The 24,839-nt window shown below is 45.1% G+C and carries 22 protein-coding genes; 4 read left to right on the forward strand and 18 right to left on the reverse strand.

Annotated features, from left to right (window positions below; translation table 11 throughout):
- Nucleotides 1–35: 35 nt before the first annotated feature.
- The 11 genes from AM506_RS02260 to AM506_RS02310 all read right to left on the reverse strand — a co-directional run bounded on the left by AM506_RS02260 (nt 36) and on the right by AM506_RS02310 (nt 11,561).
- On the reverse strand, nt 36–1,523 hold the full coding sequence (locus AM506_RS02260; protein WP_327205511.1) for a class I adenylate-forming enzyme family protein: 1,488 nt from the start codon (nt 1,521–1,523) through the stop codon (nt 36–38).
- A gap of 129 nt (nt 1,524–1,652) precedes the next feature.
- A complete protein-coding gene (locus tag AM506_RS02265) occupies nt 1,653–2,825 on the reverse strand; it encodes an endonuclease (protein ID WP_060670693.1) in 1,173 nt (390 codons plus the stop codon).
- A 194-nt stretch (nt 2,826–3,019) separates the two neighbouring features.
- Nucleotides 3,020–4,198 (reverse strand): thiolase family protein, encoded by a 1,179-nt coding sequence (locus AM506_RS02270; protein ID WP_060670374.1) that lies wholly within the window; start codon nt 4,196–4,198, stop codon nt 3,020–3,022.
- A gap of 25 nt (nt 4,199–4,223) precedes the next feature.
- Nucleotides 4,224–4,967, reverse strand: coding sequence for a 3-oxoacyl-ACP reductase FabG (gene fabG / locus AM506_RS02275; protein ID WP_060670376.1), 744 nt, complete (start codon nt 4,965–4,967; stop codon nt 4,224–4,226).
- Complete coding sequence (phaZ, locus tag AM506_RS02280; protein ID WP_060670378.1) at nt 4,964–5,875, reverse strand: intracellular short-chain-length polyhydroxyalkanoate depolymerase; 912 nt, start codon at nt 5,873–5,875, stop codon at nt 4,964–4,966. The genes fabG and phaZ overlap by 4 nt, the downstream gene beginning before the upstream one ends.
- A gap of 16 nt (nt 5,876–5,891) precedes the next feature.
- A complete protein-coding gene (locus AM506_RS02285) occupies nt 5,892–6,896 on the reverse strand; it encodes a 3-oxoacyl-ACP synthase (RefSeq protein ID WP_060670384.1) in 1,005 nt (334 codons plus the stop codon).
- A gap of 14 nt (nt 6,897–6,910) precedes the next feature.
- Nucleotides 6,911–7,906: a branched-chain amino acid ABC transporter permease gene (locus AM506_RS02290; protein WP_060670387.1), complete on the reverse strand. Its 996-nt coding sequence runs from the start codon at nt 7,904–7,906 to the stop codon at nt 6,911–6,913.
- A 4-nt stretch (nt 7,907–7,910) separates the two neighbouring features.
- A complete protein-coding gene (locus AM506_RS02295) occupies nt 7,911–8,771 on the reverse strand; it encodes a branched-chain amino acid ABC transporter permease (RefSeq protein ID WP_060670389.1) in 861 nt (286 codons plus the stop codon).
- A gap of 12 nt (nt 8,772–8,783) precedes the next feature.
- A complete protein-coding gene (locus tag AM506_RS02300; RefSeq protein WP_060670391.1) occupies nt 8,784–9,491 on the reverse strand; it encodes an ABC transporter ATP-binding protein in 708 nt (235 codons plus the stop codon).
- Entirely contained in the window at nt 9,475–10,239 is a 765-nt protein-coding gene (locus AM506_RS02305; RefSeq protein ID WP_060670695.1) for an ABC transporter ATP-binding protein, read from the reverse strand. The genes AM506_RS02300 and AM506_RS02305 overlap by 17 nt, the downstream gene beginning before the upstream one ends.
- A gap of 101 nt (nt 10,240–10,340) precedes the next feature.
- A complete protein-coding gene (locus AM506_RS02310; RefSeq protein ID WP_060670393.1) occupies nt 10,341–11,561 on the reverse strand; it encodes a substrate-binding domain-containing protein in 1,221 nt (406 codons plus the stop codon).
- A gap of 555 nt (nt 11,562–12,116) precedes the next feature.
- Here AM506_RS02310 and AM506_RS02320 point away from each other — a divergent pair.
- Nucleotides 12,117–13,631 carry an HD-GYP domain-containing protein gene (locus AM506_RS02320; RefSeq protein WP_235576021.1) on the forward strand — a complete coding sequence of 505 codons (1,515 nt, stop codon included), beginning with the start codon at nt 12,117–12,119 and terminating at the stop codon, nt 13,629–13,631.
- A gap of 58 nt (nt 13,632–13,689) precedes the next feature.
- Here the strand turns inward: AM506_RS02320 and AM506_RS02325 are convergent, their stop codons facing one another.
- From AM506_RS02325 to AM506_RS02340, 4 genes are all read right to left on the reverse strand, one after another.
- On the reverse strand, nt 13,690–16,911 hold the full coding sequence (locus tag AM506_RS02325; protein ID WP_060670399.1) for a BTAD domain-containing putative transcriptional regulator: 3,222 nt from the start codon (nt 16,909–16,911) through the stop codon (nt 13,690–13,692).
- Between the two features lie 131 nt (nt 16,912–17,042).
- A complete protein-coding gene (gene lepB, locus AM506_RS02330) occupies nt 17,043–17,603 on the reverse strand; it encodes a signal peptidase I (RefSeq protein WP_060670401.1) in 561 nt (186 codons plus the stop codon).
- Nucleotides 17,600–18,241, reverse strand: coding sequence for a TVP38/TMEM64 family protein (locus AM506_RS02335; protein ID WP_060670403.1), 642 nt, complete (start codon nt 18,239–18,241; stop codon nt 17,600–17,602). Before AM506_RS02335 ends, lepB begins: the two co-directional genes overlap by 4 nt.
- 317 nt (nt 18,242–18,558) lie before the next feature.
- Nucleotides 18,559–20,529 (reverse strand): alpha/beta hydrolase family protein, encoded by a 1,971-nt coding sequence (locus AM506_RS02340; protein ID WP_235576022.1) that lies wholly within the window; start codon nt 20,527–20,529, stop codon nt 18,559–18,561.
- A gap of 207 nt (nt 20,530–20,736) precedes the next feature.
- On the opposite strand from AM506_RS02340, the gene AM506_RS02345 reads away from it, so the two are divergent.
- Nucleotides 20,737–21,126, forward strand: coding sequence for a hypothetical protein (locus AM506_RS02345; protein ID WP_034763359.1), 390 nt, complete (start codon nt 20,737–20,739; stop codon nt 21,124–21,126).
- 8 nt (nt 21,127–21,134) lie between these two features.
- Here the strand turns inward: AM506_RS02345 and AM506_RS02350 are convergent, their stop codons facing one another.
- Nucleotides 21,135–21,704: a competence protein ComK gene (locus AM506_RS02350; protein ID WP_060670407.1), complete on the reverse strand. Its 570-nt coding sequence runs from the start codon at nt 21,702–21,704 to the stop codon at nt 21,135–21,137.
- A 197-nt stretch (nt 21,705–21,901) separates the two neighbouring features.
- On the opposite strand from AM506_RS02350, the gene AM506_RS02355 reads away from it, so the two are divergent.
- Both AM506_RS02355 and AM506_RS02360 read left to right on the forward strand, forming a co-directional pair.
- Nucleotides 21,902–22,138 (forward strand): IDEAL domain-containing protein, encoded by a 237-nt coding sequence (locus AM506_RS02355; protein WP_060670409.1) that lies wholly within the window; start codon nt 21,902–21,904, stop codon nt 22,136–22,138.
- 134 nt (nt 22,139–22,272) lie between these two features.
- The gene (locus AM506_RS02360; protein WP_060670411.1) at nt 22,273–22,941 is read left to right on the forward strand and encodes a DUF421 domain-containing protein; all 669 of its coding nucleotides are present in this window, start codon (nt 22,273–22,275) and stop codon (nt 22,939–22,941) included.
- Between the two features lie 30 nt (nt 22,942–22,971).
- Here AM506_RS02360 and AM506_RS02365 read toward each other — a convergent pair whose 3' ends face one another.
- Nucleotides 22,972–23,235 (reverse strand): hypothetical protein, encoded by a 264-nt coding sequence (locus AM506_RS02365; protein WP_060670413.1) that lies wholly within the window; start codon nt 23,233–23,235, stop codon nt 22,972–22,974.
- A gap of 248 nt (nt 23,236–23,483) precedes the next feature.
- Entirely contained in the window at nt 23,484–24,755 is a 1,272-nt protein-coding gene (locus tag AM506_RS02370) for a M48 family metallopeptidase (protein ID WP_060670415.1), read from the reverse strand.
- Between the last annotated feature and the right edge of the window lie 84 nt (nt 24,756–24,839).

A 24,839-nucleotide genomic window follows, 5' to 3' on the forward strand; every position in this document is an offset into this window, starting at 1 on the left:
ATATATGTATTTCGAGATGTTCCCTTTCTTTTCCTTCATTGACCCTGTAGAAGGTTTGTCAATGCCTGTTTGTTGACTTTGCCCACATCGGTTTTCGGTAATTCTTTCACAAAGTGATAGTCCTTGGGGATTTTATATTTACCGAACTTTTGCAGGCAAAATGTCTTCACATCCTCCGTTGATATACCAGCACCTTTTTGTAACGTAATAAAGGCTGTGACGACTTCCCCCCATTTTTCATGTGGCAAACCGACCACCGCACACTCAAAGATGGCAGGGTGCTCCGATAGCCAGTGCTCGAGCTCCTGCGGGTAAATATTCTCACCACCTGAAATGATCATGTCTTTTTTCCGGCCGACAATGAAGTAATCTTCATCCTCATCGAATTTCGCCAGGTCTCCTGTATGAAGCCATCCGTCTTTTATCACCTGTTGTGTTTGTTCAGGATTCTGCCAATATTCTTTGAATAAATGATCTCCACCTAATAATAGCTCCCCGACTTCCCCCTGACCGACAGGGTCCCCCCTGTCATCGACGACCTTCACCCGGTTCAACATCATTGCTTTCCCGACTGAACCCTTTTTCATACGGGAAGGGTCAATGTAGAAATTATTCGGCCCGGCTTCTGTCAAACCATACCCTTCTTTAAAGGGAATCTTTTTTTCTTTAAAGAATTCATATACTTTCCCCGGACAAGGGGCTCCCCCGGATAGAAACACCTTCATCTTCGGGAAAAGGGCAGATTTAAACTCCTCCTTTTCCATCAGCAGATGATACATTGTCGGTACAAGGAGAACAATGCTGCATCCATATTCAATTAAAGCCTGTATCGCCTGATCCGGATCGAACCTCTCAGCAATCACGACCTTTCCCCCTATCATTAACAGGGGAATCGATAAAGCATTTAATCCTCCAGTATGAAATGTAGGCAAATACGTCACTGTGCAATCCTCTTGGATTAAATTCCAGCTCACCACTGTATTCAGGGCATTTGATGTCACTGATTTGTGTGAAAGGACGACCCCCTTCGGACTCCCGGTCGTGCCTCCTGTATAAATCATCAGCCAGGGATCAGAGGGTGAGAGAATAGTAGAGGATGACACACCCTTTTCCACTGAGGAAACTTCCCCTGCAATATCATCTAAACAGAGTTGTTGGCAATACTTAGAAATTGGAGTAACGAGGGGTTGAAGTTCTTTTTTATAAAAAAGTAGACTCGGGGTACAATTCTTCGTAATCGATTCTATCTCAGATGGCGCCAACCTCCAATTGAGTGGAACAAACACAGCCCCAATCTTTCCACAGGCAAATAAAATCTCGAAGCAGACCGTATGATTCGTAGAAATGAACACCACACGGTCCCCTTTCGTGATCCCGTGATTACACATATATTGAGCCCACTTAGACGCCCGTTCATCTAAAGTGCGGTAATCAATTCGATCGTTCGTGGCAGCATTCTGTAACGCAATTCGATCAGGAGAGATCATTGATCGCTTATGCAACCAATCTGTGACTCTTTCCATACTCATCTCCTCCTTTGGGTGGTTGTATTTATCATAAGGATCGGAGGTTACAAATGAGTTACAGGATTGGTCTTGACGGGTTCTTCCCTCAACCAAAAAAAGACCCGGAAGACTCCAGGCCCAAACTCTTTACCAGACCATTTCTGCCCACTCGGGGTGGTCAATGAATGGATTTCGATTTCCTTGATATTGTTCAAAGATAATGTTATTTCTGCGAATTTCCCTTTCATCAACTGGATCTTCTTCGTTCCATTCAAGGAGTACAGACATTTTCCCCATATAAGGGGCACTCCCGTTGTTGACGTTATTGTTCAATTCCAAATCCACTTCACCACTGTCCCCTTCATAGCGGACATCCATGTAGAAAATCATCCGTGCCACGTCGCCTTTCACTTCATCACGAGGCTCCCATGAATCGCTGTCATAATAGTTTCCCGGGGCTTCACTCTGCTCGGTTCCACCATTATCGAAGTCAAGGTTCCCTCGTGTAGAGTTGACCGTTACATCTGTCGGTCTTAAATGATGAAGGTCCGTCCCCGGTCCCTTGACCGTTCCGAAATCACCATGGGATTTAGCCCATACATGTTCACGGTTCCAGTCGTTCACTCCGCCGCCGTTTGTCGTTTTCGATTGTGAACGTCCTGAGTAGAGAAGTATGACGTTATTCGGATTATCAGGATCTTCATCCGTATTTCGCAACGCTCCCCATACAGCATCGTACGAAAGGGTTTGATGATCATCGATGATGTTATGTAGTGCTGTTTTCAGGGCATCACCCGTTTTTCCTTCAGCCGTGCTGTAATATTCTTCATAAGCCGGTGGATCGGTCGGGTCTGTTGGAGGATCGGCAGGATCGGTTTCCCCACCTTCCATCGATTCAAACGCCGATGTCGACTTCATTCCCGGATGGGAAAAGTAGGCCGTTAAGCTGCCCGTCACCTTGATTTTTTCACCCATCAGTCCCGGGTTACTCTGAAGACCGTAGTTTGAACGGTAAGAAGATGGAATCTGGACATACACCATCTGATCCGTATTGGCTTCTGACGGGGAAGCCGCCAATGCCAATGCATAATCGTTCGGAAAATTATTTGTGACAACCGATGAGCCAGAGGTTGGCTGCCCGACCACATATCCTTCTACGGACTGTGTGGATCCATTTTGATTTGAGATGGCTTGATCCACCGTATAAGGGGAATTCCACGTCCCATTTCCGGCAGCACTCATTTGACTCGGGGATACCTGACTGCACGCAATCGTAAAAATAAATACAATGGCAAAAATAGCGATGACTTTTTTGTGCATAGATTTCAAATTGCTTCGCCTCCTTTGAATGCATTACACATTTAGCGTACATTATCGATTGTCATTATAGGGTAAATTTTATGTAAATAAGGGAAAATGAGTCAAATTTCATAAGGGGCGGATGGTGATTTTGGTACATGTCAGGAACGTAAAAAGTGCCGGTCCATTAAAAGGACCGGCACACACCTTCCACACTACATTCCTTCCACAAAAACCGAAGCACCCATGCCTCCGCCCACGCATAATGACGCAATTCCTTTTTTCAATTCACGGCGCTTCATTTCATGGAGCAATGACACGACTAGCCTGGCGCCTGTACAACCGACGGGATGACCGATGCTGATCCCGCTTCCGTTCACATTAACCTTTTCCCGGTCCAGCCCAAGTTCTTTCTCCACCGCTAAATATTGGGCAGCGAATGCCTCGTTGATTTCGAATAGGTCGACCTCATTCAGGGACCAGTTTTCCGTCGTATGTAATCCTTTCTGAATGGCAGGTACCGGACCGATTCCCATCACTTTGGGGTCGACGCCCGCCACTGAATATCCGACGATCCTTCCAAGAGGCTGTAATCCTCTTTTTTGAGCTTCTTCTTCACTCATTAAGATCAAGGCCGCCCCACCATCATTCAAGCTGGACGAGTTCCCTGCTGTAACAGATCCCCCTTCCCGGAACGCCGGTTTTAATTTCTGGAGTTTATCGATTTCCATTCCTGCACGGGGACTTTCATCTTTCTCAATGATCTTCTCGCCTCTTCGCTCCTTCACTGTAATCGGTACAATCTGCGAATCGAAGTATCCCTTTTCCATTGCGTTCACTGCCCGCTCATGGCTCATTAGCGCATATTCATCCTGCTCTTCACGGGAAATGGAATGAATTTCTGCAAGATTCTCAGCGGTTTCCCCCATCATGATGCCATGAATGGGATCTTCAAGCACCTCCCAAACCGAATCACGGATCTCTCCGTGTTGCAGTCTTTGACCGAATCGGTGCTGTTTTAAAATGTAAGGGCTGGAGCTCATCGCTTCTACTCCGCCTGCCATGACGATATCGGATAAGCCCGTTTGAATTTGCATGGCAGCCGATATGATGGCCTGCATGCCGCTTGCACATTGACGCTGGATCGTAAAGCCTGTCGTTGTGTCATCAAAGCCTGAAAGTAGTGAAGCCGTTCTGGCCGTATTAGGCTGATCGGTCCGTTGAATGCAATGCCCAAGGATCACTTCATCAATGTCACTTGCCGATAACCCGCTTTCCTTTGCGGCTTCCTTCATAACGGGCACGATTAAGTCCGTTGGGAGTAAATCCTTGAATGATCCCCCAAATGCGCCAACCGGCGTACGGAGAGCCGATGTAATTACTACGTTTCTCATTTTGTCACTTCCCTTTCGTGTCTGACTACATCATGATTCCGCCATCAACATGGAGGACGGTGCCATTGACATAGTCACTGTCGTCCGATGCGAGGTACAAATAGGCCTTTGCGATATCTTCCGGCTTTCCTAGTCTGCCAAGTGGAATCATCGCTTTCATTTGATCGATGACTTTTTCCGGCACAGCCGCCACCATGTTCGTCTCGGTAAAGCCCGGTGCGACTGCATTGACGTTGATCCCTTTGCGGCCTAATTCCTTTGCCCATGTTTTCGTCATCCCAACGACCGCTGCCTTCGTTGCAGCATAGTTGGTCTGACCGACATTTCCGTAAACCCCGCTGACAGACGAGGTATTGATGATTTTCCCTTTGCCATTTTCGATCAGATGTGGCAGGACCGCCTGGGTACAGTTGAATACACCCGTTAAATTGACATCCAGCACCTTCTGAAAATCTTCGGACGAAAGCTTATGAACCATGCCGTCCCTCGTGATCCCCGCGTTGTTGATTAAAATATCGATCTTGCCGAACTGTTCTTTTACTCCCTGCACAAATGAATCCACCGAAGAGCGATCGGCTACATCTCCTTGAAAGAAGACGGCTTTCCCTTTATCAAGGTCGTTCAGCTGGCGTGCTTTTTCTTCCCCTCTTTCCTGATTGAAGTCCACAAGGGCCACATGACATCCTTCTTTTACAAATGTTTCTGATGCAGCGTATCCGATTCCGTTGGCTGCACCCGTGATTAATGCGACTTTCCCGAGAAGCCTCATGCCATTTCCTCCTTCGTTTGCAAAAACGAATGGATCGTGTCGAGCAATTGATCCAAATCATCTATGAGCGGTGAATGCCCACTATTCTTTAATTCGACAAATACAGCGTTTTCTCCTATATCCTCGATGATCTCCTCTGTCATTTCTTTTGTGATGACATAATCCCGCTCTCCCCGGAGGACTAGGACAGGGATGGAGATCGTGCCTGCCTTACCACTTCCATCAACGAGACCATTGTGTACATCACTTATATTGAACGTATTGAGCGCATGATAAATATGAGCGAGATTCCGCTGGGTTCTCATGTCATCGATATATTCTTCATAGCATCTTACGTCAGGCTGGGTATGGGAATAGATCAGGGCATTCCAGAGGTTACGGAGGAACTCCCGGTCATTCCTGTCATAGGCCGCTTGTACCGGAATGGTCTTTCCCTTATCCAGTTTCACTTCATCAATCGTACGAAGTCGTTTCCCAAGATCAGTTGTGCCATCTTCTTTCGTCCCCATAAATGGATAACCCCTGGTAGATGCGGAAGCGAGTAATATCAGATTCTTGCAATCATCGGGATAATCAATAACGTATTGCATGGCGACCGCCCCTCCTGTGGACCATCCCATAATGGAAAACTCCTTAAGTCCAAGACCATCCACCCAATCCTTAAGATCGTCAGACAAATCTTTGATACTCTTAATCTCCCGATAATAGCTGGATTCTCCAAATCCTCTCATATCGACCGCATACATCTTATAGCGCTCATCCATATTTTCGAGGACGATATCCCAATGTTTGGATGACGTCATATTCCCATGAACGAGAACGAGGGGAATATGCCCCCCGCTTCTCTCCCGATAAGCGAGCGTTTCTCCATTTCCGAGCAATGCTTTCTTCAATTGAACTTTTGTCATACTGTTGATCCCCCTTTTATGAATTCCCCCAGACGATGGTGGTTGCCCCCCATGCGTATCCGATACCTGCACTGACGAGGACGACCACATCGCCATCCTTCAGCTTGCCTCTCTCTTCCGCCAATTGTAGTGATAAGATTTGATCGAATTGCCCGATATGCCCGTATTCCTCGAGGTAGATGGATTGCTCTTCCGTGAGCCCCAATTCCTTTAGTACATAGCGGTGGGCCGACCTTTTCATGTGCAGCATCGCAACATAAGATATATCCTTCTCTTCGTAGCCACTTTTATAAACGGATTCCCGCACCACCTTTAAGAAGTGACCCATGGACTTTTGTTCCAGTCTCTTCTTCATTCCATCAGGATCGGTTACATCGAGCTTATAACGGTGTATGGACTCCCCTGTCAAAGGCTCCTTCGTTCCTCCGACCGGCACAATGACGTCTTCTGAAAACGAGCCGTCGGTGATGATGGATGTTTCCATTACCTGGTTTTTCTTCAGGTTTTTTTGTAGAATCATCGCCCCGCCTCCTGCTGACAGGTTGAACATAAAGCGAGTCCTGCTATTCTCATAATCTATGAAATCGCTGTTGCGATAGCCTCCTGCCATAAGAACCGTTCTAATGGCAGGATCCGTTTCCAGTAAGCTTTTTGCAAGTTTCATGGCCATGATGGTGGTTCCGCATCTCAGTGCAACATCGAATGCCCAGGCGTGATACGCACCGATTTCTTCCTGAAGCTTGATGCCTGCGGTCCAGAGGGGATATTCTTTATGCTCTTCCCCAATATAGATGACTACATCGATATCCTTGGGATCGATGGCGGCCTTTGAAATGGCTTCTCTTGCCGCCTGAATCCCCATGGCACATGTATGGTCTTCAGGATTTGGAACCGTTTTCCTTTTGATCCCCATTTTGCTTTCTACAACCTCTATTGGAAGTCCTGCTTTTTCTGCGATTTCTTTACCCGTCATAGTGGATGAGGGTAAATATACCCCTGTACTGAGCATACCGACTTTCATGAAGATCCTCCCTTTTAGCTTGCGATGTTTTTCTCTTCTCTGTCCTCTTCTTTTGTCCATTTTCTCTTCTTGAATTTCTTGAATGATCCCACAATGCCGGCCGGGAAGAACATCACGGCCAGGATATAAAGGATACCGAAGAAAATGATCCATCGTTCAAAGATCGGATACGTTCTGGCGAGTTCAGTCAGATAGTGATGGGCAAATTCAATTAACCCTGCACCGACAATCGGTCCGATCAGAGTCCCTACCCCGCCGATGATCGTCATCAATAATGCATTAAGGGTCACATCCATTGTAAATACACTCGTATTCACGAAGCGTAAGGACAAGCCGTACAAAGAACCCGCAAAGCCCGCTGTCACCCCGGCTATCACACTGGCTAAAATCTTGTAATGAAGAACCTGGAACCCGATCGATTCCGCTCTCTGCTCATTTTCACGGATCGCCTGGAGAACGGAGCCCGCCGGAGAGTGGGTAAACCTTTTTAATAATAGAAAAATGATGACCATGACACCGAGACAAACGAAGTAAAAGACAAGACGGTCCTTCAATAAATCCGGTGTCCGGAACGTAAATCCATCATTCCCGAAAGTCAGGCTTCTCCACTTTTCCGCACCGACGAGGAACAAACCTGCGAAGGCCAGGGTCAGCATGGCATAGAAATGACTCTTAAGGCGTAACGTCAAGAGTCCAACGATATAGCTGACGATCCCTGCAATGACGGACGCGACCAGGATTGAGACCACAAGCCAAAACATGGTCGGCTCCATCCGGTCGAGGAAGATCCCTGTAGAATACGCGCCGATCCCGAAGAACATGGCGTGGCCAAAGGAGACGATCCCTGTATATCCAAGCAGGAGATCATAACTCATGGCGAAAATGCCAAAGATGAATATCTGCGTCAGAAGAATCATCATGCTTCTCGAATCGTTAAAAAATGGGTAAACGATCAAGATGATTAAAGCCAACCCTAAAAATGTGTTCGATCTGTCTTTGAGAATCTTCACTTCCTCACCCCTTTACTGTAAATAACCCCTGTGGTCGGAATATGAGTACGAGAGCCATTAAGATCATATTGACGGCGAGGGATAGTTCCGGAACATAATAGGTCATGAACGAGCCGGACAATCCAACTAAAATGGCTGCGAATAATGAACCCGGAAAGCTCCCCATTCCCCCGATCACCACGACGATGAAGGCGAGGATCGCGAATTCCATCCCCATTTCCGCATATATGACACCTGAATAGGGTGCGAGGAGAATCCCGCCCAGGGCAGCTAACGCTGACCCGACCATGAACACATACATAAACACCCTCTTAATATTGATTCCAAACGCTTCCACCATTTCTTTATTCATGACCCCAGCCCGGACAATCAAACCGATTCTTGTTTTATTCAAAATCAGCTGAACAATCGTGAAAATGAAGAGACCAATGAGGATGATGAAGACACGGTATTTAATGACAATGATATCCCCGATTGAAAAGCTTCCCGCTAAATAGTCAGGCGCTGTGGCCGATAGCTGATTCGGCCCCCAAACCACTTTCAATAATTCTGTCAGGACGAGCATGAAGCCCAGAGTAATGAGGATTTGTTGCACATGGTTTCCATACACAGGCTGTATGATGAATTTTTCCGTCACAAAACCTAATACCAATCCCGTCACAATTGCTCCGATGATGCCGATCACAAAACTCCCTGTCACGGTGTATACCCAAACCCCGCTATAGGCACCCCAGGCGAATAATCCGCCGTGAGCAAAATTCAATACATCCATCAATCCGAATATTAGTGTCAATCCTGCTGCCAGCAAAAAGATCAGCATCCCTGTCGCCAATCCATTCAGTGCCAGGGTAATGATGAGGTCCATTCCATTCACTCCTCACGCGATTCCTAAGTATTTCCTTTTCATTTCTTCATCTTTCACCAATGACTTCATCTGTCCATGGTGAACAGTGGTTCCATCGTCGATAATATAAAAACGGTCCCCAATCTGACTCGCCATCAAAAAATTCTGTTCCACAAGTAGGATTGTCGTCCTTTCCTTCATTTCTTCAATGGAACGCATGACTTTCTCGACGACGATCGGAGCAAGCCCCTTACTCGGTTCATCGATCAAGATGAGGTCATTATTATTCAAATACGCCCTTGCAATGGAAAGCATCTGCTTCTGCCCGCCGCTTAAGTTCCCTCCGGCCTTCCTCCAGAACTTCTTTAAATCAGGAAACAGATCGATGATCCAATTCACGCGATCCTCCGTCTCCCGGTCCTGGGCTTTCATTGCCACCTTCATATTTTCTTCTACAGTCAGGTCTCCGAATATCCCTTGATCCTCCGGTACATAACCGATGCCTCTACCCGCCACTTTAAAGGTTGGAAGCCCCTGGATTTCTTCGCCTTTATAGATGACTTTTCCTTTAGATGGCGGAGTCAGTCCCATGATGCTCCTGAGACTGGTCGTTTTCCCCGCACCGTTTCGTCCTAGAAGCACCGTTACTTCACCCTTTTTCACTTCAAACGAAACTCCTTGGAGGATATGGTACTGCCCGATATACGTTTCAATATGATCTACTTTAAGCAGTGTGCTCATCATATAGCCCCCCTAAATATGCCGATTGCACCTGCTCATTTTTCATGATTTCCTTAGGATGATCATCAGCAAGCAATCGCCCATTGAATAACACCATGATGCTGTCTGATAAATCCATGATCATATCCATTTTGTGCTCTATGAGGACAATCGTTTTGGTTCCTTGAGATTTAATGGCACGAATCACTTCCAGAATCTGCGGTACTTCCTCCAGGGACATCCCTGCCGTCGGTTCATCCAATAATAAGATTTCCGTATCCAGTGCAAGGAGCATGGCAATTTCAAGCTTTCTTTTTTCCCCATGTGCAAGATTTACGGCAAGGGAGTCGGCTTTATTTGAAAGCATGACGAGTTTCAGTAATTCATGGGCTTCGCTCATCACGTCGCTGAATGCGTTAATATTCCTGTGCACCACATACCGAATTCCCTGTTTGGACTGTACGGCCAATCTCACATTCTCCAACACCGTTAAGTTCGGAAACACATTCGTCATTTGAAAGGAACGGCCGATGCCGAGACGGGCACGTTTTGTCGGGGACAGCCTGGTGATTTTCTGTCCTTTTAGATATACATCTCCACTCGATGGCTTTAATTGGCCGCTTAATAGATTGAAGAGTGTCGTTTTCCCAGCACCATTCGGTCCTATGATCGATTTGAATTCCTTATCCGGTACAGAAAATGTCACATTGTCCACGGCTGTATGCCCTCCGAATGCGATACTCAAGTTCTTGGTTTCTAAAATACTCAACGTTTTTTCACCCCGCTTGGATTTTTTATGAAAGGGGCTGACTGTAAACAAAGTGCCATAACACCATGCCAGTCACCCCCATTAATTCGTTTATGTTCAGTTTAGTTACGGATTGGCGGCGCGGTTTCTTCAGGAGAAAGTTCCCTGATCAATACCGGTACAGGATATGGAACTCCTTCCTTCTTTTCAAGCTTAATGGCGTACAGTGTTTGTAGAGCCTGATGATCTTCTTCACGGAACGTCATCGTCCCTTTTGGCGTCTCAAAGCTCATGCCTTCCATTGTGTCGATAAGTGTATCGGCATCCAGATCACCTTCCGTTTTCTTGATCGCCTCGACAATGGAAATCGCCGAGCTCATCCCGCCAGGAGTAAAGAGATCCGGTACTTCGTCATATTTCTTCTGATGCTCTTCCACTAGCCAGTCATTGATCTCATTGTCAGGCAGCTCATGGTAATACACACTGAATCCTTCCATCCCGACAAGGGGTTCCATAGCGGAAAGGGCGGCAATATCAGGTGCACCCGTGGATATTTTGATCCCTTTTTCCTGAAGCTTCATATCCGCTATCTGATTCCAAGGAGAATTGGCTCCTGCCCAGATGACAAAAAGATATTCCGGTTTACTATCGATGACCTTCTGGATGTTGGAGGTGAAATCCGTCGCTGCCGGGTCGGCATATTCTTCAAGGACTATGTCGGCTCCGAGCTTTTCGGCTGCCTCCTTAAAGGCTGCCACCCCGTCGCGTCCAAAAGAGTAATCCGGTGCCAGAGTGGCAATCTTCACTCCATCCTTTGCGATTGCCGCAGCACCTGCAATAGCATCCTGTGAAGAGTTACGTGCTGTCCGGAAGATATACGGATTAAACTCTGATCCTGTAATACTGTCTGCCACTGCAGGTTCGACAAGCATGATTTTTTCGTATTCCTCTGCAAGAGGGAGCACGGCCAGGGTGTCACCTGAGCTTGAAGATCCCACCAGGAAATCGACTTCATCCTCTTCTAATAATTTCGTCGCTTTCTGAACCGCTACCTCCGGCTTTGTTTCTGTATCTTCATAGACTACTTCTATCTTCTTTCCTGCCACTTCCATCTTTCCATCCGTCGCATACTCAAGACCCAATTCAAATCCCTGCTTCGTCTGCTTACCGTATGACTCCAGCGCCCCGGTAAGGGAAGCAAGTACCCCGATTTTCACCGTCTCCTTTTCCTTCCCTTTTCCGTCCCCTGATCCACTGCTGCTTTCCGAACTGCAGGCGCTTGCAGAAACCAACAGGCATGACAACATCAGGATGAAAGCCGTCCATCTAAATGATCGTTTCATTCTTTTTCCCCCTTAAGATTGAACTAAAGCGATAATAGCTTTGATTTCATCTTAGGGGAGGGGAGTTACAAATGAGTTACAGGATGTTTGGGTGTTTGGCTCCAGGTTTGTGCTTGCTCATGCTATGAGATGAGATGAGATTAGATAAAAAAGGTAAAAGGCTGGATTTATTGAGGAATTGGCTGGATTATCCTCGAGAACGGCTGAATTCTCGACTGTTTCGGCCGGATTATTCTGATAATCGGCTGGTTTCTGCGACATTTCGGCTGGTTTACCCTGGATAACGACCGGATCCTTATCCATTCCGCCAGAATTACCTTGAAAACCACCCTTATCCTTATCGGTTACGCCCGGACTCCCCCGGCTACTCCTGAATTCCAGATGGATGCATCTAAAAAAACAGCCTCTCTCGACATGATTCCGCCAATATATAAAAAAAAGGATTCAACAAAGTGCCCCTCTCTCAAACAAATCTTTAAAAACTACCGTGTTCCCCACTCCCATTTTCCTATATAATGAATCTACTAAATGTTAGTGGAATTGGAGGATTCATCCTTGGAGATATTTCATCATTTTCAGAGTACCATCATCAAAAATTATCTTTTAGGCAGTTTCATAGCCGTGTTCGGTGTCGGGTCAGTGTTCATTTTCCAAACCCTATCCCTTAAGGAAGAAGAATTCATCGCCATGGTAAGCATCATCTTCCTTTCGATTGTCACGATGTTCGGTTTTGAATTTCTCGTATACCAGAAGCATATTCGTCCAATTAAAGAGGTTTACATTAAGAAGGATCCATCCATCAGATTGGAGCTTCTCCTAACCGCCTATCAACAAACAGAAAGGTTCCCCCTGTTAACGGTTAAACGGATCATGTTTCCCCATTTTCTGGGACTTGCTGTACCGTCAACCTTGCTGACAGTCGTCTTCATCCGGGGAGGCTCTCTTTCCATTCCATACTCGTACATTCTTTACGCCTGGTGTGGTGCTTTTTTAGTGGCGATCCTTCATGCGTTGATTGAATTTTTCTTAACCTTCAAAGCTTGTCACAATCTCCAGGGAGATCTGATCCGGAAAGCGATGGAAAGGTATGGAGTTGATCCCTCCAATCAGTCCACTCTATTTATCAGTCTTAAACAAAAAATCCTGGCTGCTTCGTTATTTCTTGCCCTGTTTCCGATTCTGCTGTTTTCACTTGCCTCTCAGATTCGCTTATCCATCACGGACTCTGCTCTTCTAGTAGACTACTGGAGGTGGGCTGGTGCCTTGATCCTCATTATCACGGTACTCGCCTTCTATGGGGCGATCCTTATTTTCAAAAGCATCGAAGGGCCCGTAAAGGAATTGGTCAATCGTTTTGAAAAGGTGGAACAGGGTCATGTTGCACCTGCTATAAATACGTATACGGACGAGTTCGCCCACCTCTTTTCGGGATTTAACCATATGGTGGAAGCCATCAATCTCCGGGATCAGAAAAACCTGCAGCTCCTCGACCAGTTTTTCGCAGTGGTGGCAGGTACATTGGATGCCCGTGACCCTTATACTGCCGGTCATAGTAAGCGTGTGGCGGAATATTCCGTTATGATTGCCAGACAGTGTGAATGGTCTTTAGAAGACATCGATTTACTCAATAAGTCGGCCCTCCTTCATGACATCGGAAAGATAGGGATTCGCGATGATGTGCTTTTAAAAGAAGGGAAATTGACAGATGAAGAGTTTGATCAGATCAAGCGTCACCCTGTGATCGGTGAAGAAATTGTTAGAGGGGTTCAATTGACGGAAGAACTCCTGCCTATCTTACCCGGGATTAAGCACCATCACGAGCGTATGGATGGTTACGGGTATCCCGATCGATTAAAAGGAGACGAAATACCCGTATTCGGACGGTTGATCGCTGTCGCAGATGCATTTGACGCCATGACGTCTGACCGTCCTTATCGTAAAGGGATGCCTTATGCGAAGGCATTCTCCATCCTGCAGGAAGGAAAAGGGACACAGTGGGACAAGGAATTTGTGGATGCCTTTTTGAAGGGGATGGAAAAGGCATCCGGGGATACAAGGCAGACAGGATGAACACTGCCACCCCATGCCAAAAAGGATCCGTGTCAAACCGACCGGATCCTTCTCCTATCTAAAGTGCTTTTCCGCCACTGTCGATCCCCATCACCATTTCATACATTTGGATGGTCGCCGTCATCGGTTCGACACCGAGTTCAGACTCAAGAGTGGATTTGCAGCGCCTGAACCATTTAACGGCCTGTGGACGGTTATTTTTTTGATAATAGCCGTACATGAGGATTCTGTAAGCTTCCTCCCAAAGTGGATCGTGTTCAATGATTTCAAGACAGTAGTCGATGGCTTCGTCTATCTGTTCCGTCCTGACAGCGAGTTGTGCACGCTTTTCCAATCCCCTTAAGTACAGGTGCTGCAGTCTTTCCCTTTCCTTCTCGGTCCACCACATGCCTTTCCGGTCGGACAGGAACTCACCCTTGTAATAGTGCAGTCCCCTTTCAAGATATTGAACGGACTTTTCCACATCATTCTCCTTCAACCCTTCCATGATCCAACCCGTAAATTGTTCGGCATCGTACTCGATATTCGCCGATGGATTCAGTCCGTAGCCTTCCTGGTGCCTTCCGATAAAGAAAGCTTTTCCCCTTGCTTGTCGATTGGGCTCCAATACATTGTTCAAGGCATTGAGTGCCACTTTGAAATCACGGTCGGAACCGCTCCCCTCGGGCCACAGCTCTTCGATGATTTCTTCCTTCCTCTTTAATTGGGTCCCATGGATCAGCAGATATTGAAATAATTCCTTTGCCTTCTCCCTTTGCCACTGCTTCTCAATGACCCTTTGATCCCCTAACTGGATTTCAAAGCGGCCAAGAGTTTGAACCTTTATTGAGTAACCCGGATGAGAGGGGATCGAATCATACCCCAATCTTGTTAGCAGTTGATGACAGTACGGAGCATGAATTCCTTCCTGATGAGCTTTTACGATTAATGGAACCAGGCTTTGCAAATCTTTCGGCCCGAATGTCGTTGGCTTAAAAAAGATAAATTCATATTCTCCTGTCTGCACTTCATTCAAACAGGAGGACATGCTTTCCATGAACAAGGCGGTATCATCGTTTTTATAAGCGACTGCGCTTTTCCACAGCTTTGTCATCATTTTACCGTAACGGTCACCACAGGAATCCAATTGTCTCTCCGCCCGTTCAAAGCTTGTTCTTGCTTCTCCCCATTCTTCACGGTAGAAGTCCGTGATCCCAATACTGAGCAGGATAAGGGAATACAGCCACATGTCCTCTACCTTTTCCGTTTCATGCAGCGCTTCTTCGGCCAGCTCCTTCGCTCTTTGAAACTCACCTAACCGGGCATAAAGAATGGACAATCCCATATACGGTTCTGCCTTTCCCCTGGAGACGTTGATCTGACTCATTAATTCAAGGGATGTTTCATAGCAGTTTTTCGCCAGGGATGTGTCATAGTCGCTGATCAGCTGAACCGCATGTCCCAACCTGATCCACCCGCAGGCTTCAACAAATGGAGATTTCCCTTTGATTCCCTGACTGATTCCATGCTGTGCCAATGATTTGGCTTCGGTCCCGTTCCCCATAAACGATTGAATGAGAGACAATAGCAATTCTTTCTCACGGTGGGATTGAGGAAGCTGATCTTCCCCTTCCTTGTAGAGCAGGACCTGCTTGGCTTCTTGAAGATTTCCTGTCCTGAGCAGCATCCTTGCCTCGAGGTTGCCTTCTTCTTTCATGAATCCGTTCCTTTTTCCTTTGTCATACCATAGCTTTGCCTGTATCGCCTTTCCAGAGTTTACAAGGTTTTCGGCTGTCAATACGTACAGGTGATTCTTTTCTTCCAAATATTTTTGCTCCCCGGCTTCAAGGCATTCAATGGCCTTAAGTAAAAACCGCTGCGCTTTACCCGGCTGAATTGTATCTAGATAGATCCGTCCGATTCCTTCATATGCTTTACTCAACATAATCGGATCATTTTCTGACAGCTGTACTCCCCTCGTGTAAGCTTTTTCTGCTTTTTCATAAAATGAACGATAGCGAAAAAATTCTCCTTGATAAAACCACAGGGAATGATATTGATCCTTTACGTGATCGGGTATCCCGCTTAAATAATCCCCCAGAGTTTCGAGCTGCCCACCCTTCATCATCCCTTCAGCTTCTTTGACCAGGATCGTGGACACTGCCTCGATATTTCCCATTTTCAAATAGTGAAAGATGGCTTTCTCCCAATTCCCGTTCCCTTCAAAGAATCGGGCGCACTTCAATTGAAGTTCCTTATAGAGACCTGGGCTTTCCTCTTTCAATTTTCGTTCTAAAAACGTTTGGAACAAGGCATGCAGTCGGAAATGATGAGAACCTTTCATTTCCTGGAGTAGAGCATTCTTTTCGGACAGCTGCTTCAGCATTTGTTCGGATCCCGGCAGTTCAAAGATCACTTCGCACGTACTTCCGTTGATTTCATCCAGAATCGAAATCTGCTTTAGGAACTGTTGCACGATTGGTGTTTGCTTGGAGAGTACTTCCTGAGCCAAGTAATGAAAGAGTTCTTCAAGGGAGGAATGCTGCTTTTCCACCATAAGAATATCCGGATTTTCCTTAAGCTGTGAATGGATCATACTGACTGCGATGACCCAACCTTCGGTCAAATTATAAATGGCGTCGAGCTGGGATTCAGGGATGATGGTTTCGTGAAATCCCGTCAGGAGTAATTCCGCCTCTTCTTTCTTGAGGCACAAATCACTTTCTGATATCTCCATCAGTTGACCGGATATCTTAAGCTGTATAAATGAGGACCAGGCAGGTTTGGTGCGTGTAGAAAGAAAGAAATGAATATTTCCGGGTAAATGCTCGATGACCTTCTCCATCCACTGGTTGATGAGAAAGGAATGATCCACAAGATGATAGTCATCTACAATCATGATGAAGGAGTGGGGGATTTTCATGCATTCGTTAATAAACAAAGCACTTAACCGGTGGATATCATCTTCCTTCATATATTGCCCCATGGACCGGAGCGTCTCTCTTAGTTCTTGGCCAAAATCTGGAATCCGCTTTTGGATTCCATATACGATATTTGTGACAAAAGGGATCAGGCCATCATCGGTCTGCGTAATGGAGTACCAGCAATAATCTGGTTTCACATCCTGTAAGAATTGGCTGATGGCCGTACTTTTCCCATAGCCTGCCCCCGAATGGACGATCACTAATTTATAGTCTGTAACCGTTCTCATTTTTTTCATTAAGCTTGGACGCCTAATATATGAATCCTTGACAACAGGCGGCACAAACTTGGTTTCAATGATTGGAATTTCTGTTGTCACATAACCACCCTCAAAACGAACGAATTTTCTTACTATTCTATCATAATTATATTGGGCAATGGAGGATAACTAGTACATAATTGTCAAAAAAAAAAGAAGGCGACCCCTTACAAGTCGTCTTCTCTGTCTCTCTATTTTCTAAATTGCACATCCCATTCATTAATCGGCCAATAGCGAAGGTCCACTTTCCCGACAATCTGCTCACGGTCGACAAATCCGAAATAGCGGCTATCCATACTTCCCCGGCGATTATCCCCGAGGACGAATATCTTACCTTTAGGAACGATTTTTTCACCGGTGATTTCCTGAAGGGTAAAGTCACCCGTCAGCTTACTCCCGATGTATTCCTGCTTGAATTTTTTTAAATAGGGTTCTGGATAATACTCCCCATTCACGTAAAGTTTGTCATCTTTGTACACGATTTTATCACCAGGCAAACCAATGATCCTCTTCACATAATCTTCTTTTTCATTTGCATGAAACACCACTACATCAAAGCGGTCCAATTCTCCTATATGATAGCCAATTTTATTGACAACAAGTTTATTTCCATCCTGCAGTGTAGGCATCATGGATTCGCCTTCCACCACATAGTTGGAGAAGAGAAAGGTCCGAATGATGATGAATATGATTAATCCAATTCCCAAGGCTTTGATCCATTCAAGTCCTTCTCTTTTTACCTCTTCTCTCAATTTGATTCCTCCTGCTTTTTCCGTTCAATTCGTTGGTCTAATTCCATTTTCTTATTCAGATGTATCTCAATTCGTTTTCCAACAAACCATAACACGAAAATAATGGCCACGACGATGACTGTACGAATTGGTTGTTTAACTAATGATATAATATCATATCCAATAAAACTTATGGTGAATATCATCACCATTTTCCCCGTAACCACCGCAAGCATATATTGAGCGATGCTGATGGAGGATAATCCTGCCACTACATTCACAACCGCCGACGGAGTAAATGGGAAACACAAAAGGATGAACAGTGGTCCAAACCCATGCCGGTCTACCCATTTCGTCAACCGTTTCACCTGCTTATTCTTTCTTAAGAAGCGAAAGACCCGTGCCTCCCCGTATCTTCTTACCAATAGAAAGACAATCAGTGCACCAAGCGTAGCACCGATCCACGAGAACAAAAAGCCCCACCATAAACCGAAAGCATTCGCATTGGCCGTTACAAACACCACCAGGGGCAGGAACGGAAGAAATGCCTCCAACAATGGAAGGAGGATTCCGGGAATCGGTCCAAATGAACGATATTGCTGAATCAAATCCATCATATTTTCAAGCGTAAACCAATCTTTTATCTTATTGATATTCATATGATATGTTTCCCCTTAAACGACCATGAACTTCGCATTCACTACTTACTCTCTCATCATATCACACCGGAACAGGATTTCCATATTGCAATTTCACGCGTCGTTTTTATTAATACACGTTTTCCTAAACCAGGGGATCGTAAACCTCATAGGTCATCCTTTATTATCGACATCTATCCACCTATTATCGACTTTGGGCATTATTCTATCAACTTCTTCATTTTATTATCGGCATTCAACAATATATTATCAACTCCCCTATTCCCTTCAACAAAAAGAACTGCCATCCACACCGGAATGGCAGTTCTCCATCTTTTCTATAAATGCTCCCCGAACCAATCCACGATTTCCTGTAACCTTGCTTCCCGCATGGAGGGCTTTCCTGTCCGGGAAAGATTATGGTTGGACTCCGGGAAACGGACGAACTTCGCCGCTTTTTTCTCACGTTTCAATGCGATGAATAACTGCTCGGCCTGCTCGATCGGACAACGGTAATCCTTTTCACTGTGAAGGATCAATAGAGGAGTGTTCATATCCTTCACGTAGGCGAGGGGAGAGTGATTCCACAGAGTTTCAACGTCCCTAAGGTCGCTTTGGATCTGCCACTCGGAGAAATAGTAGCCGATGTCGCTCACTCCATAAAAGCTGATCCAGTTACTGATCGAGCGTTGGGTCGCCGCCGCTTTGAATCTGTCGCTGTGACCGATGATCCAGTTGGTCATGAAGCCTCCATAGCTTCCACCGGTTACGCCAAGGCGGGATTCGTCGATGAACGGATATTCCTTTAATGCATATTCCACTGCTTTCATGATATCTTCGTAATCCCCGCCGCCATAATCACCCCTTACGGCATCGACGAACTCCTGACCATAGCCGTGACTTCCCCGGGGATTGACGTATAAGACAGCATAGCCACAGTTTGTCAGCACCTGGAACTCATGAAAGAATGTGTTTCCGTACATCGTGTGCGGACCACCATGAATTTCGACGATAAGGGGATACTTCTTCCCTTCCTCAAATCCCGCAGGTTTCATGATCCAGCCTTGTACCGGCCAATCTTTTGCCCCGCTGTACATGAACGATTCCGGAGAGGCCAGTTCCCTCGCGGCAAGCAGGTCCCCGTTTAAACGGGTGATGGTGGTCAGTTCCCCGGTCGGGACATGGAGCGTATACAATTCGCCAGGCTCTGTCGGTGTGCTCATGGCCAGAAGGATGGTTTGGCGGTCCGAATCGAGGTCGAATCCGTAGACGTGCTGCTTTTCCTGTAAGAGCGCTGGATAAATGGCACCATCGATGTGAGCATAATAGAGGACTGTATTTCCCGAATCTGATGCCAGAAAATAAAAACTTTCATTGTCCTTTGACCATTGTATCCCCGTCTGCGACGAGCCCTGGATACTGTCGCTGTTAAGATAATCCCCTACCGGAACATCCATTCCTTCAGTCAGGCAAATGGAGTGTCCGGTCGCAGGTTCGTGAATCCATATCTTATTATGAGTGGCGTTTTCAAATTCACGATTATGGCCTATATAGGCGAGGCGCATGCCATCCGGGGACCAGCTTGCTTCTCCGTAGTACCCCGGCTCCCCGTTCACTTGTTTCAATTCTCCAGTTTCAAGGTGAAAAAGATATAAATCGGACTGGAATGAAAAGTCCCTGTCTTCTCTCATGTCAGTCGACACGGCAAGGTACTTTCCGTCCGGGGACCAGGAATGAAGCGTGTAGTCATGCTCATCATCCGTGAGCCTTTTCATTTCCTTCGTTTCTAAATTCACACATGCTATCTGTGAAAATGAATCATCATGGAAGCCGCGGTCATCACTTTTATATTTCATGCTTGTCGTAACAAAGGGCTTTGGTTTTTCCTCTTTTTCTTCTTTATGATCGAACGTTCCGCCTTTCTCTAAGCGAATGGATAAGGCAATCTTTTCACCGCATGGAGACCACACAGGATTCGAGACCGCTGTCGGACAGTCCGTGACTCGCTCTGCTTCTCCTCCATCCCTACTGATGAGATAAAGCTGATTGACACCGGACCGATTGGAGATGAATGCAATCCTCCTACCATCAGGTGACCATCTTGGTGACGAAATTCTCTGTTCCCCAAACGTCCATTGACGAATGGATTTTTCTTTTAGGCCGATACTATGTAAGGTTGAGAAATATTCATCTTTTTCTTTACTCATCACCGTTTGAACAAATACAGCTTCTTCTCCACCCGGTGAGAGTCTTGGATCCGATACAGCCTTCAATTCGTAAAGGTCTTTTATGGTCATGCTATTCTTCATGCTACTGCACCTTCCTTTCATTCTGTACCCTTTATATTTTCGACACTGAAAATGCGAATCCCTTCACGGATAAAAACGTGTGATCCCCTTCATAATAGAAACAAATTCAACTTCTACAATTTTCCCTATTGAAAGTAAATTGAAATCAACGTAAAATATTATATACGAACATACGTTCTAAACCAAAGTGAAAAGGAGTCTTTTCATATGACAAGGATACCGGAGACCGATCGGAATATTTTGGAGCAGGCAATCTATCTGCCCATGGTGCTGACGATATTGAATCGCGATCTGCAAGTCGTAGACAGCAGCCCTTTTAAGTTAAAGAGACCTTATCTAGAGATGATCGAGGAGACGATGAAGGTCATTCAGGGGGAACTCGCCCATGTTAAAAAATATATGAGGACGAATAAGATGAAGGTGGAACGCATTCAATCCGATGATGCTTTTACGATGTATATGTTTTTGTATAAGGGATATGAAGAACATCATAATTACTTCAATCCACGCCTTCGGAACCGGGTGGAGGATTTAATGAGACATTATTTATTCCGCCGTTTCACGGAAACAAAGACAGATACAACAAAAGAAGCGTGATACTCTGCTCACGCATCGGTTTTGTGTATATGTCGATTCAAATAGAACGTCTTTACATTATTCATTTCAGTCTGGACTTTCGTATTATATTTACTTTCCATTTCGGCGATTCGTTGTGTATAGGCAATGCGTAAATCCGAGGTGCGGAGCATTTGATTTTCAAAAGAACTGTAAGAAATGGGAACCGTACAGGATTCATTGTTTTGAAGGAAGATCCGTGTTGATCCATTCGTCATTCGTTCATATCCCCGGACATGGGAGTGGGAGATCCAGGCACATTCCTGCTTCACTGGAGAAGATGTCGGAAATAGATACATGGACATATCAGGGTTGACCATAATGGGGGCTTTGTAGATGATACCCGTAAGTTTTTTCGTTCCTTCTTTCCTGCCTTCATAAGAACAGCCAAAGAACTCACAACTTTTCTTCAGGATTTCAAAAGGTTTGAACGGAGAAATCAATACGTCATCCACCTCTATTATTTTCGTGAATGTCCTGGCGCCATATTCCATAGGCTGAAGGATCATCGTATGGGGATTCACTTCATATTCTTCTATAATTCGAGATTTTTCTCTCATTCCATCGCCTCCATTTACATTTTTCACCAAAATAATACCACAAATTTCGACGGTTGTCTCTCTTATTTTTAAAAATTCTGATATTTATCCTCTTCTACTGATTTATGAATAAAAAATTATCAGAATATTTAATTTTTTTGGTTGAATTTTCACCTCTTTCCCCATATACTAATAAAAAGAATTCAGGGGTGAGGTATATGGAAAGCAAAAAGTCCTATACAGAAATGATGAAAGCCGCTGCCATGACCCGGAAGAAAGCAACAGAAAGAAGCGTAATGGAAATCTATATCGATATGGTACTGCATGAAAGCATTCTAATGACACAAAGATCTAAGCTCTTAACTGATATTGATGCCGCCCTGGATACAAAGGATAAAATATTGTTTATGAAATTATCAAAAGAATTAAATGAATTGAATGTTAGTTACGGATAATCATACTAAATGGCTGACTCCATCTGAGTCAGCCATTCCCATTTTATTGGACGGGCCTTTGGTACCTCCATGCATGACTTTTTCTCCATTTGCAAACCCTAATAGCTAATCTATATACGATGGAGCGAATCATCATGATCCTATTGATAAAAGTACTGGTCCTCTACTTGATCACCATAGCTGCTATGAGGCTGATGGGTAAGTCTACGATTGTACAGATGACTCCATATGACCTGGTGGCCATCATCATCGTAGGTACCATCGCCTCCGAGCCACTCATTTCAACAAAATTCTGGCCGACCATCACAGCCCTCATCTTTCTTGTCGGGCTCCATGTACTATTCTCATTCCTTACGTTAAGTCAATGGGGAAACCGGTTCTTCCTGGGAGAGCCGACATTGTTAATAAAAAACGGGGAAATATTAGAAGATAACCTTGAAAAATCAAAAATCTCACTCATTCAATTAACGTCCATCCTCAGATCTCAAGGATACCCCAAGATTTCCGATGTGGACTATGCGATGCTCGAGCCCATCGGTGAAGTGAGCATCATTCCCAAGGTAGAAAATACTCCGGTTACCGTGGAACACCTCAAGTTAAAAATCGACGACGAAGGTCTTCCGATTTCAGTCATAGTGGACGGTAAGATCCAAGCAAGGAATTTGAAACTCCTGGGAAAATCGAAGGAATGGCTGGAAACTCAACTAACCAACTCCAACCTGCATCACAAAGATGTCATCTTCGCCTATATGACGGAAAAAGCGAAGAATCTGGTCATCAGCAAAAGGGAAAAGGCAGACTAGGCCTTTTCCCTTTTATGTCACTTCAAGAGTTCAATAAAAAATGTTCCCGTAAGCATTTATCGTTAAATAAAATACCACTACAGTATAAATTAAGGCTGTCCAAAATGAAATCGAGTGATAAAATCTCTTCTGCTTCCCTTTTAGCATGTGTTGGATCCTTTGATACCGATAACCACCTCCGTACGCATAAATGAGGATCAACGTGATCAATATCCCGATGATCAATGACCATTCCATCATTGGGCGGCCCGTTTCAAGATAACTCCAAAATGGCAATCCCAGTAACACCAACATAGTAAAAGCAACCTTGCTAAAAAAAAGCAACAGTTTTTGGTTTATGAGTACTTCCATCCTCTTCCGCCTCTCCATCCAATTTTAATAATCAAACTTTATTAAATATTACTTATTTTACCATAAAAGTTATAATTTAGAGTAATTAATTCACTTAATTTTTCTGTTCTCAAGTTTTTAGCTGGTTGATCCTTTCCCCGTTCATTCAAAAATTAAAAAGCCAAGTCAATTTTTGACTCGGCCTTTTCTCATTACTCTTCTTTCTTCTCCGCTTCATACTCTTCAAGCATCGACAAGCGCTCAAGCATCGTCGGATGTCCGTACCGGAAGATCTTCACCAAAAGCGGCGGGTTCACTTGTGATAAGCCTACTTTTGATAACTTCTGGAAGGACGAAATGGCCGCTTCCTTGTCACCGGTCATTTCGATGGCATAGCGGTCTGCCCTCGTTTCCTGATACCGGGAGATCCAGTTACTGAGTGGACTGATTGTAAACAAAAGCATGGACGTTATCATTAAGAATAAAGGAAGTGAGCTAAGGCTCGATACGCTCGATACTTTCAAATCATCACTATGGTTTGCCACGAGCCCCCTCATCAGCTTAGCTGTCAGGAATAGTCCGAAGAAGGACAGAACGAGATAGATCCCGATTCCGATGTAGATATGCTTTTCCACGTAATGGGCCATTTCGTGGGCCATGACGAAAAGAATTTCCTTGTCTGTCAGCTTTTCAAGGGTTGTGTCCCATAAGACGATCCTGGAATTGGATCCCACTCCGGTGACATAGGCATTAAGGGAATTGGTCTTCTCAGACATATCGACTTCAAATACGTGATCTGCAGGGATCTTCGCCCTGTCTGCAAGGGATAGGATCTGTTCCTCCAACGCTTTATCCTTCAATGGATAGAAGTCATTATAGAGGGGATCTATCAGGACAGGCTGTACGAACATCATGAAAATCGTAAATGGCACCGACAAAGCCCAGGCCGCAAGCCACCAGCGCTGTTTGAAGCGCTTCATAAGGGCATACAGGACCGAGACGATGATGAACATCAAAAGATAATTTACCCAGAAATCCGTGATTTCGTCTTTCATCCACATGGAAAACGTCTGAGTGGAAATATTGTAGCTTTTTGAAATTTTATATGAAATATACTGCAAGGGGAAAATGGCCACAAAAGAAGAGATCGATAACCAGAATAAGAAAATGGCCGTTTGAAGGAAGCCGTTCTTCACCGTTCCCCTCGCCCATTTTTCAAACACACGTGATACACCGAAAATCAGGATCAAGAAATAGAATATCCATTCATACGGAGTCGATAAGAAGAACAAAAGATTCTTGATCTTTGAAAAGTCCTCACTTAACATGATTTCTTTATTATTCATAAAGGTGGCCGGGTCCGCACTGCTTCCCTTATACATTTCAGGTAAAGTGGAATCCGCCAGGAAAAATAAGTACACATATAAGAATAAGCCTAATAGCAAATAAGCAAGTATCGACCTGAGCGCCCATTTTCTAGCCAACATGTTTCCTCCCTTCTCGTCTTCACTACTATATGTAATACCCTGTCCAAAGTTTTAGAACCTAAACACGGACGGTGAGTGAAA

Source organism: Rossellomorea vietnamensis (assembly GCF_001305855.1).
GTDB classification, from domain to species: Bacteria; Bacillota; Bacilli; order Bacillales; family Bacillaceae_B; genus Rossellomorea; species Rossellomorea vietnamensis_A.

Bases quoted from the DNA above. Each gene is read 5' to 3' on its own strand.
- AM506_RS02260 (WP_327205511.1), bottom strand. From the start codon at position 1,523: ATGGAAAGAGTCACAGATTGGTTGCATAAGCGATCAATGATCTCTCCT.
- AM506_RS02265 (WP_060670693.1), bottom strand. From the start codon at position 2,825: ATGCACAAAAAAGTCATCGCTATTTTTGCCATTGTATTTATTTTTACG.
- AM506_RS02270 (WP_060670374.1), bottom strand. From the start codon at position 4,198: ATGAGAAACGTAGTAATTACATCGGCTCTCCGTACGCCGGTTGGCGCA.
- fabG (WP_060670376.1), bottom strand. From the start codon at position 4,967: ATGAGGCTTCTCGGGAAAGTCGCATTAATCACGGGTGCAGCCAACGGA.
- phaZ (WP_060670378.1), bottom strand. From the start codon at position 5,875: ATGACAAAAGTTCAATTGAAGAAAGCATTGCTCGGAAATGGAGAAACG.
- AM506_RS02285 (WP_060670384.1), bottom strand. From the start codon at position 6,896: ATGAAAGTCGGTATGCTCAGTACAGGGGTATATTTACCCTCATCCACT.
- AM506_RS02295 (WP_060670389.1), bottom strand. From the start codon at position 8,771: ATGGACCTCATCATTACCCTGGCACTGAATGGATTGGCGACAGGGATG.
- AM506_RS02300 (WP_060670391.1), bottom strand. From the start codon at position 9,491: ATGAGCACACTGCTTAAAGTAGATCATATTGAAACGTATATCGGGCAG.
- AM506_RS02310 (WP_060670393.1), bottom strand. From the start codon at position 11,561: ATGAAACGATCATTTAGATGGACGGCTTTCATCCTGATGTTGTCATGC.
- AM506_RS02335 (WP_060670403.1), bottom strand. From the start codon at position 18,241: ATGAATATCAATAAGATAAAAGATTGGTTTACGCTTGAAAATATGATG.
- AM506_RS02340 (WP_235576022.1), bottom strand. From the start codon at position 20,529: ATGAAGAATAGCATGACCATAAAAGACCTTTACGAATTGAAGGCTGTA.
- AM506_RS02345 (WP_034763359.1), top strand. From the start codon at position 20,737: ATGACAAGGATACCGGAGACCGATCGGAATATTTTGGAGCAGGCAATC.
- AM506_RS02350 (WP_060670407.1), bottom strand. From the start codon at position 21,704: ATGAGAGAAAAATCTCGAATTATAGAAGAATATGAAGTGAATCCCCAT.
- AM506_RS02355 (WP_060670409.1), top strand. From the start codon at position 21,902: ATGGAAAGCAAAAAGTCCTATACAGAAATGATGAAAGCCGCTGCCATG.
- AM506_RS02360 (WP_060670411.1), top strand. From the start codon at position 22,273: ATGATCCTATTGATAAAAGTACTGGTCCTCTACTTGATCACCATAGCT.
- AM506_RS02365 (WP_060670413.1), bottom strand. From the start codon at position 23,235: ATGTTGGTGTTACTGGGATTGCCATTTTGGAGTTATCTTGAAACGGGC.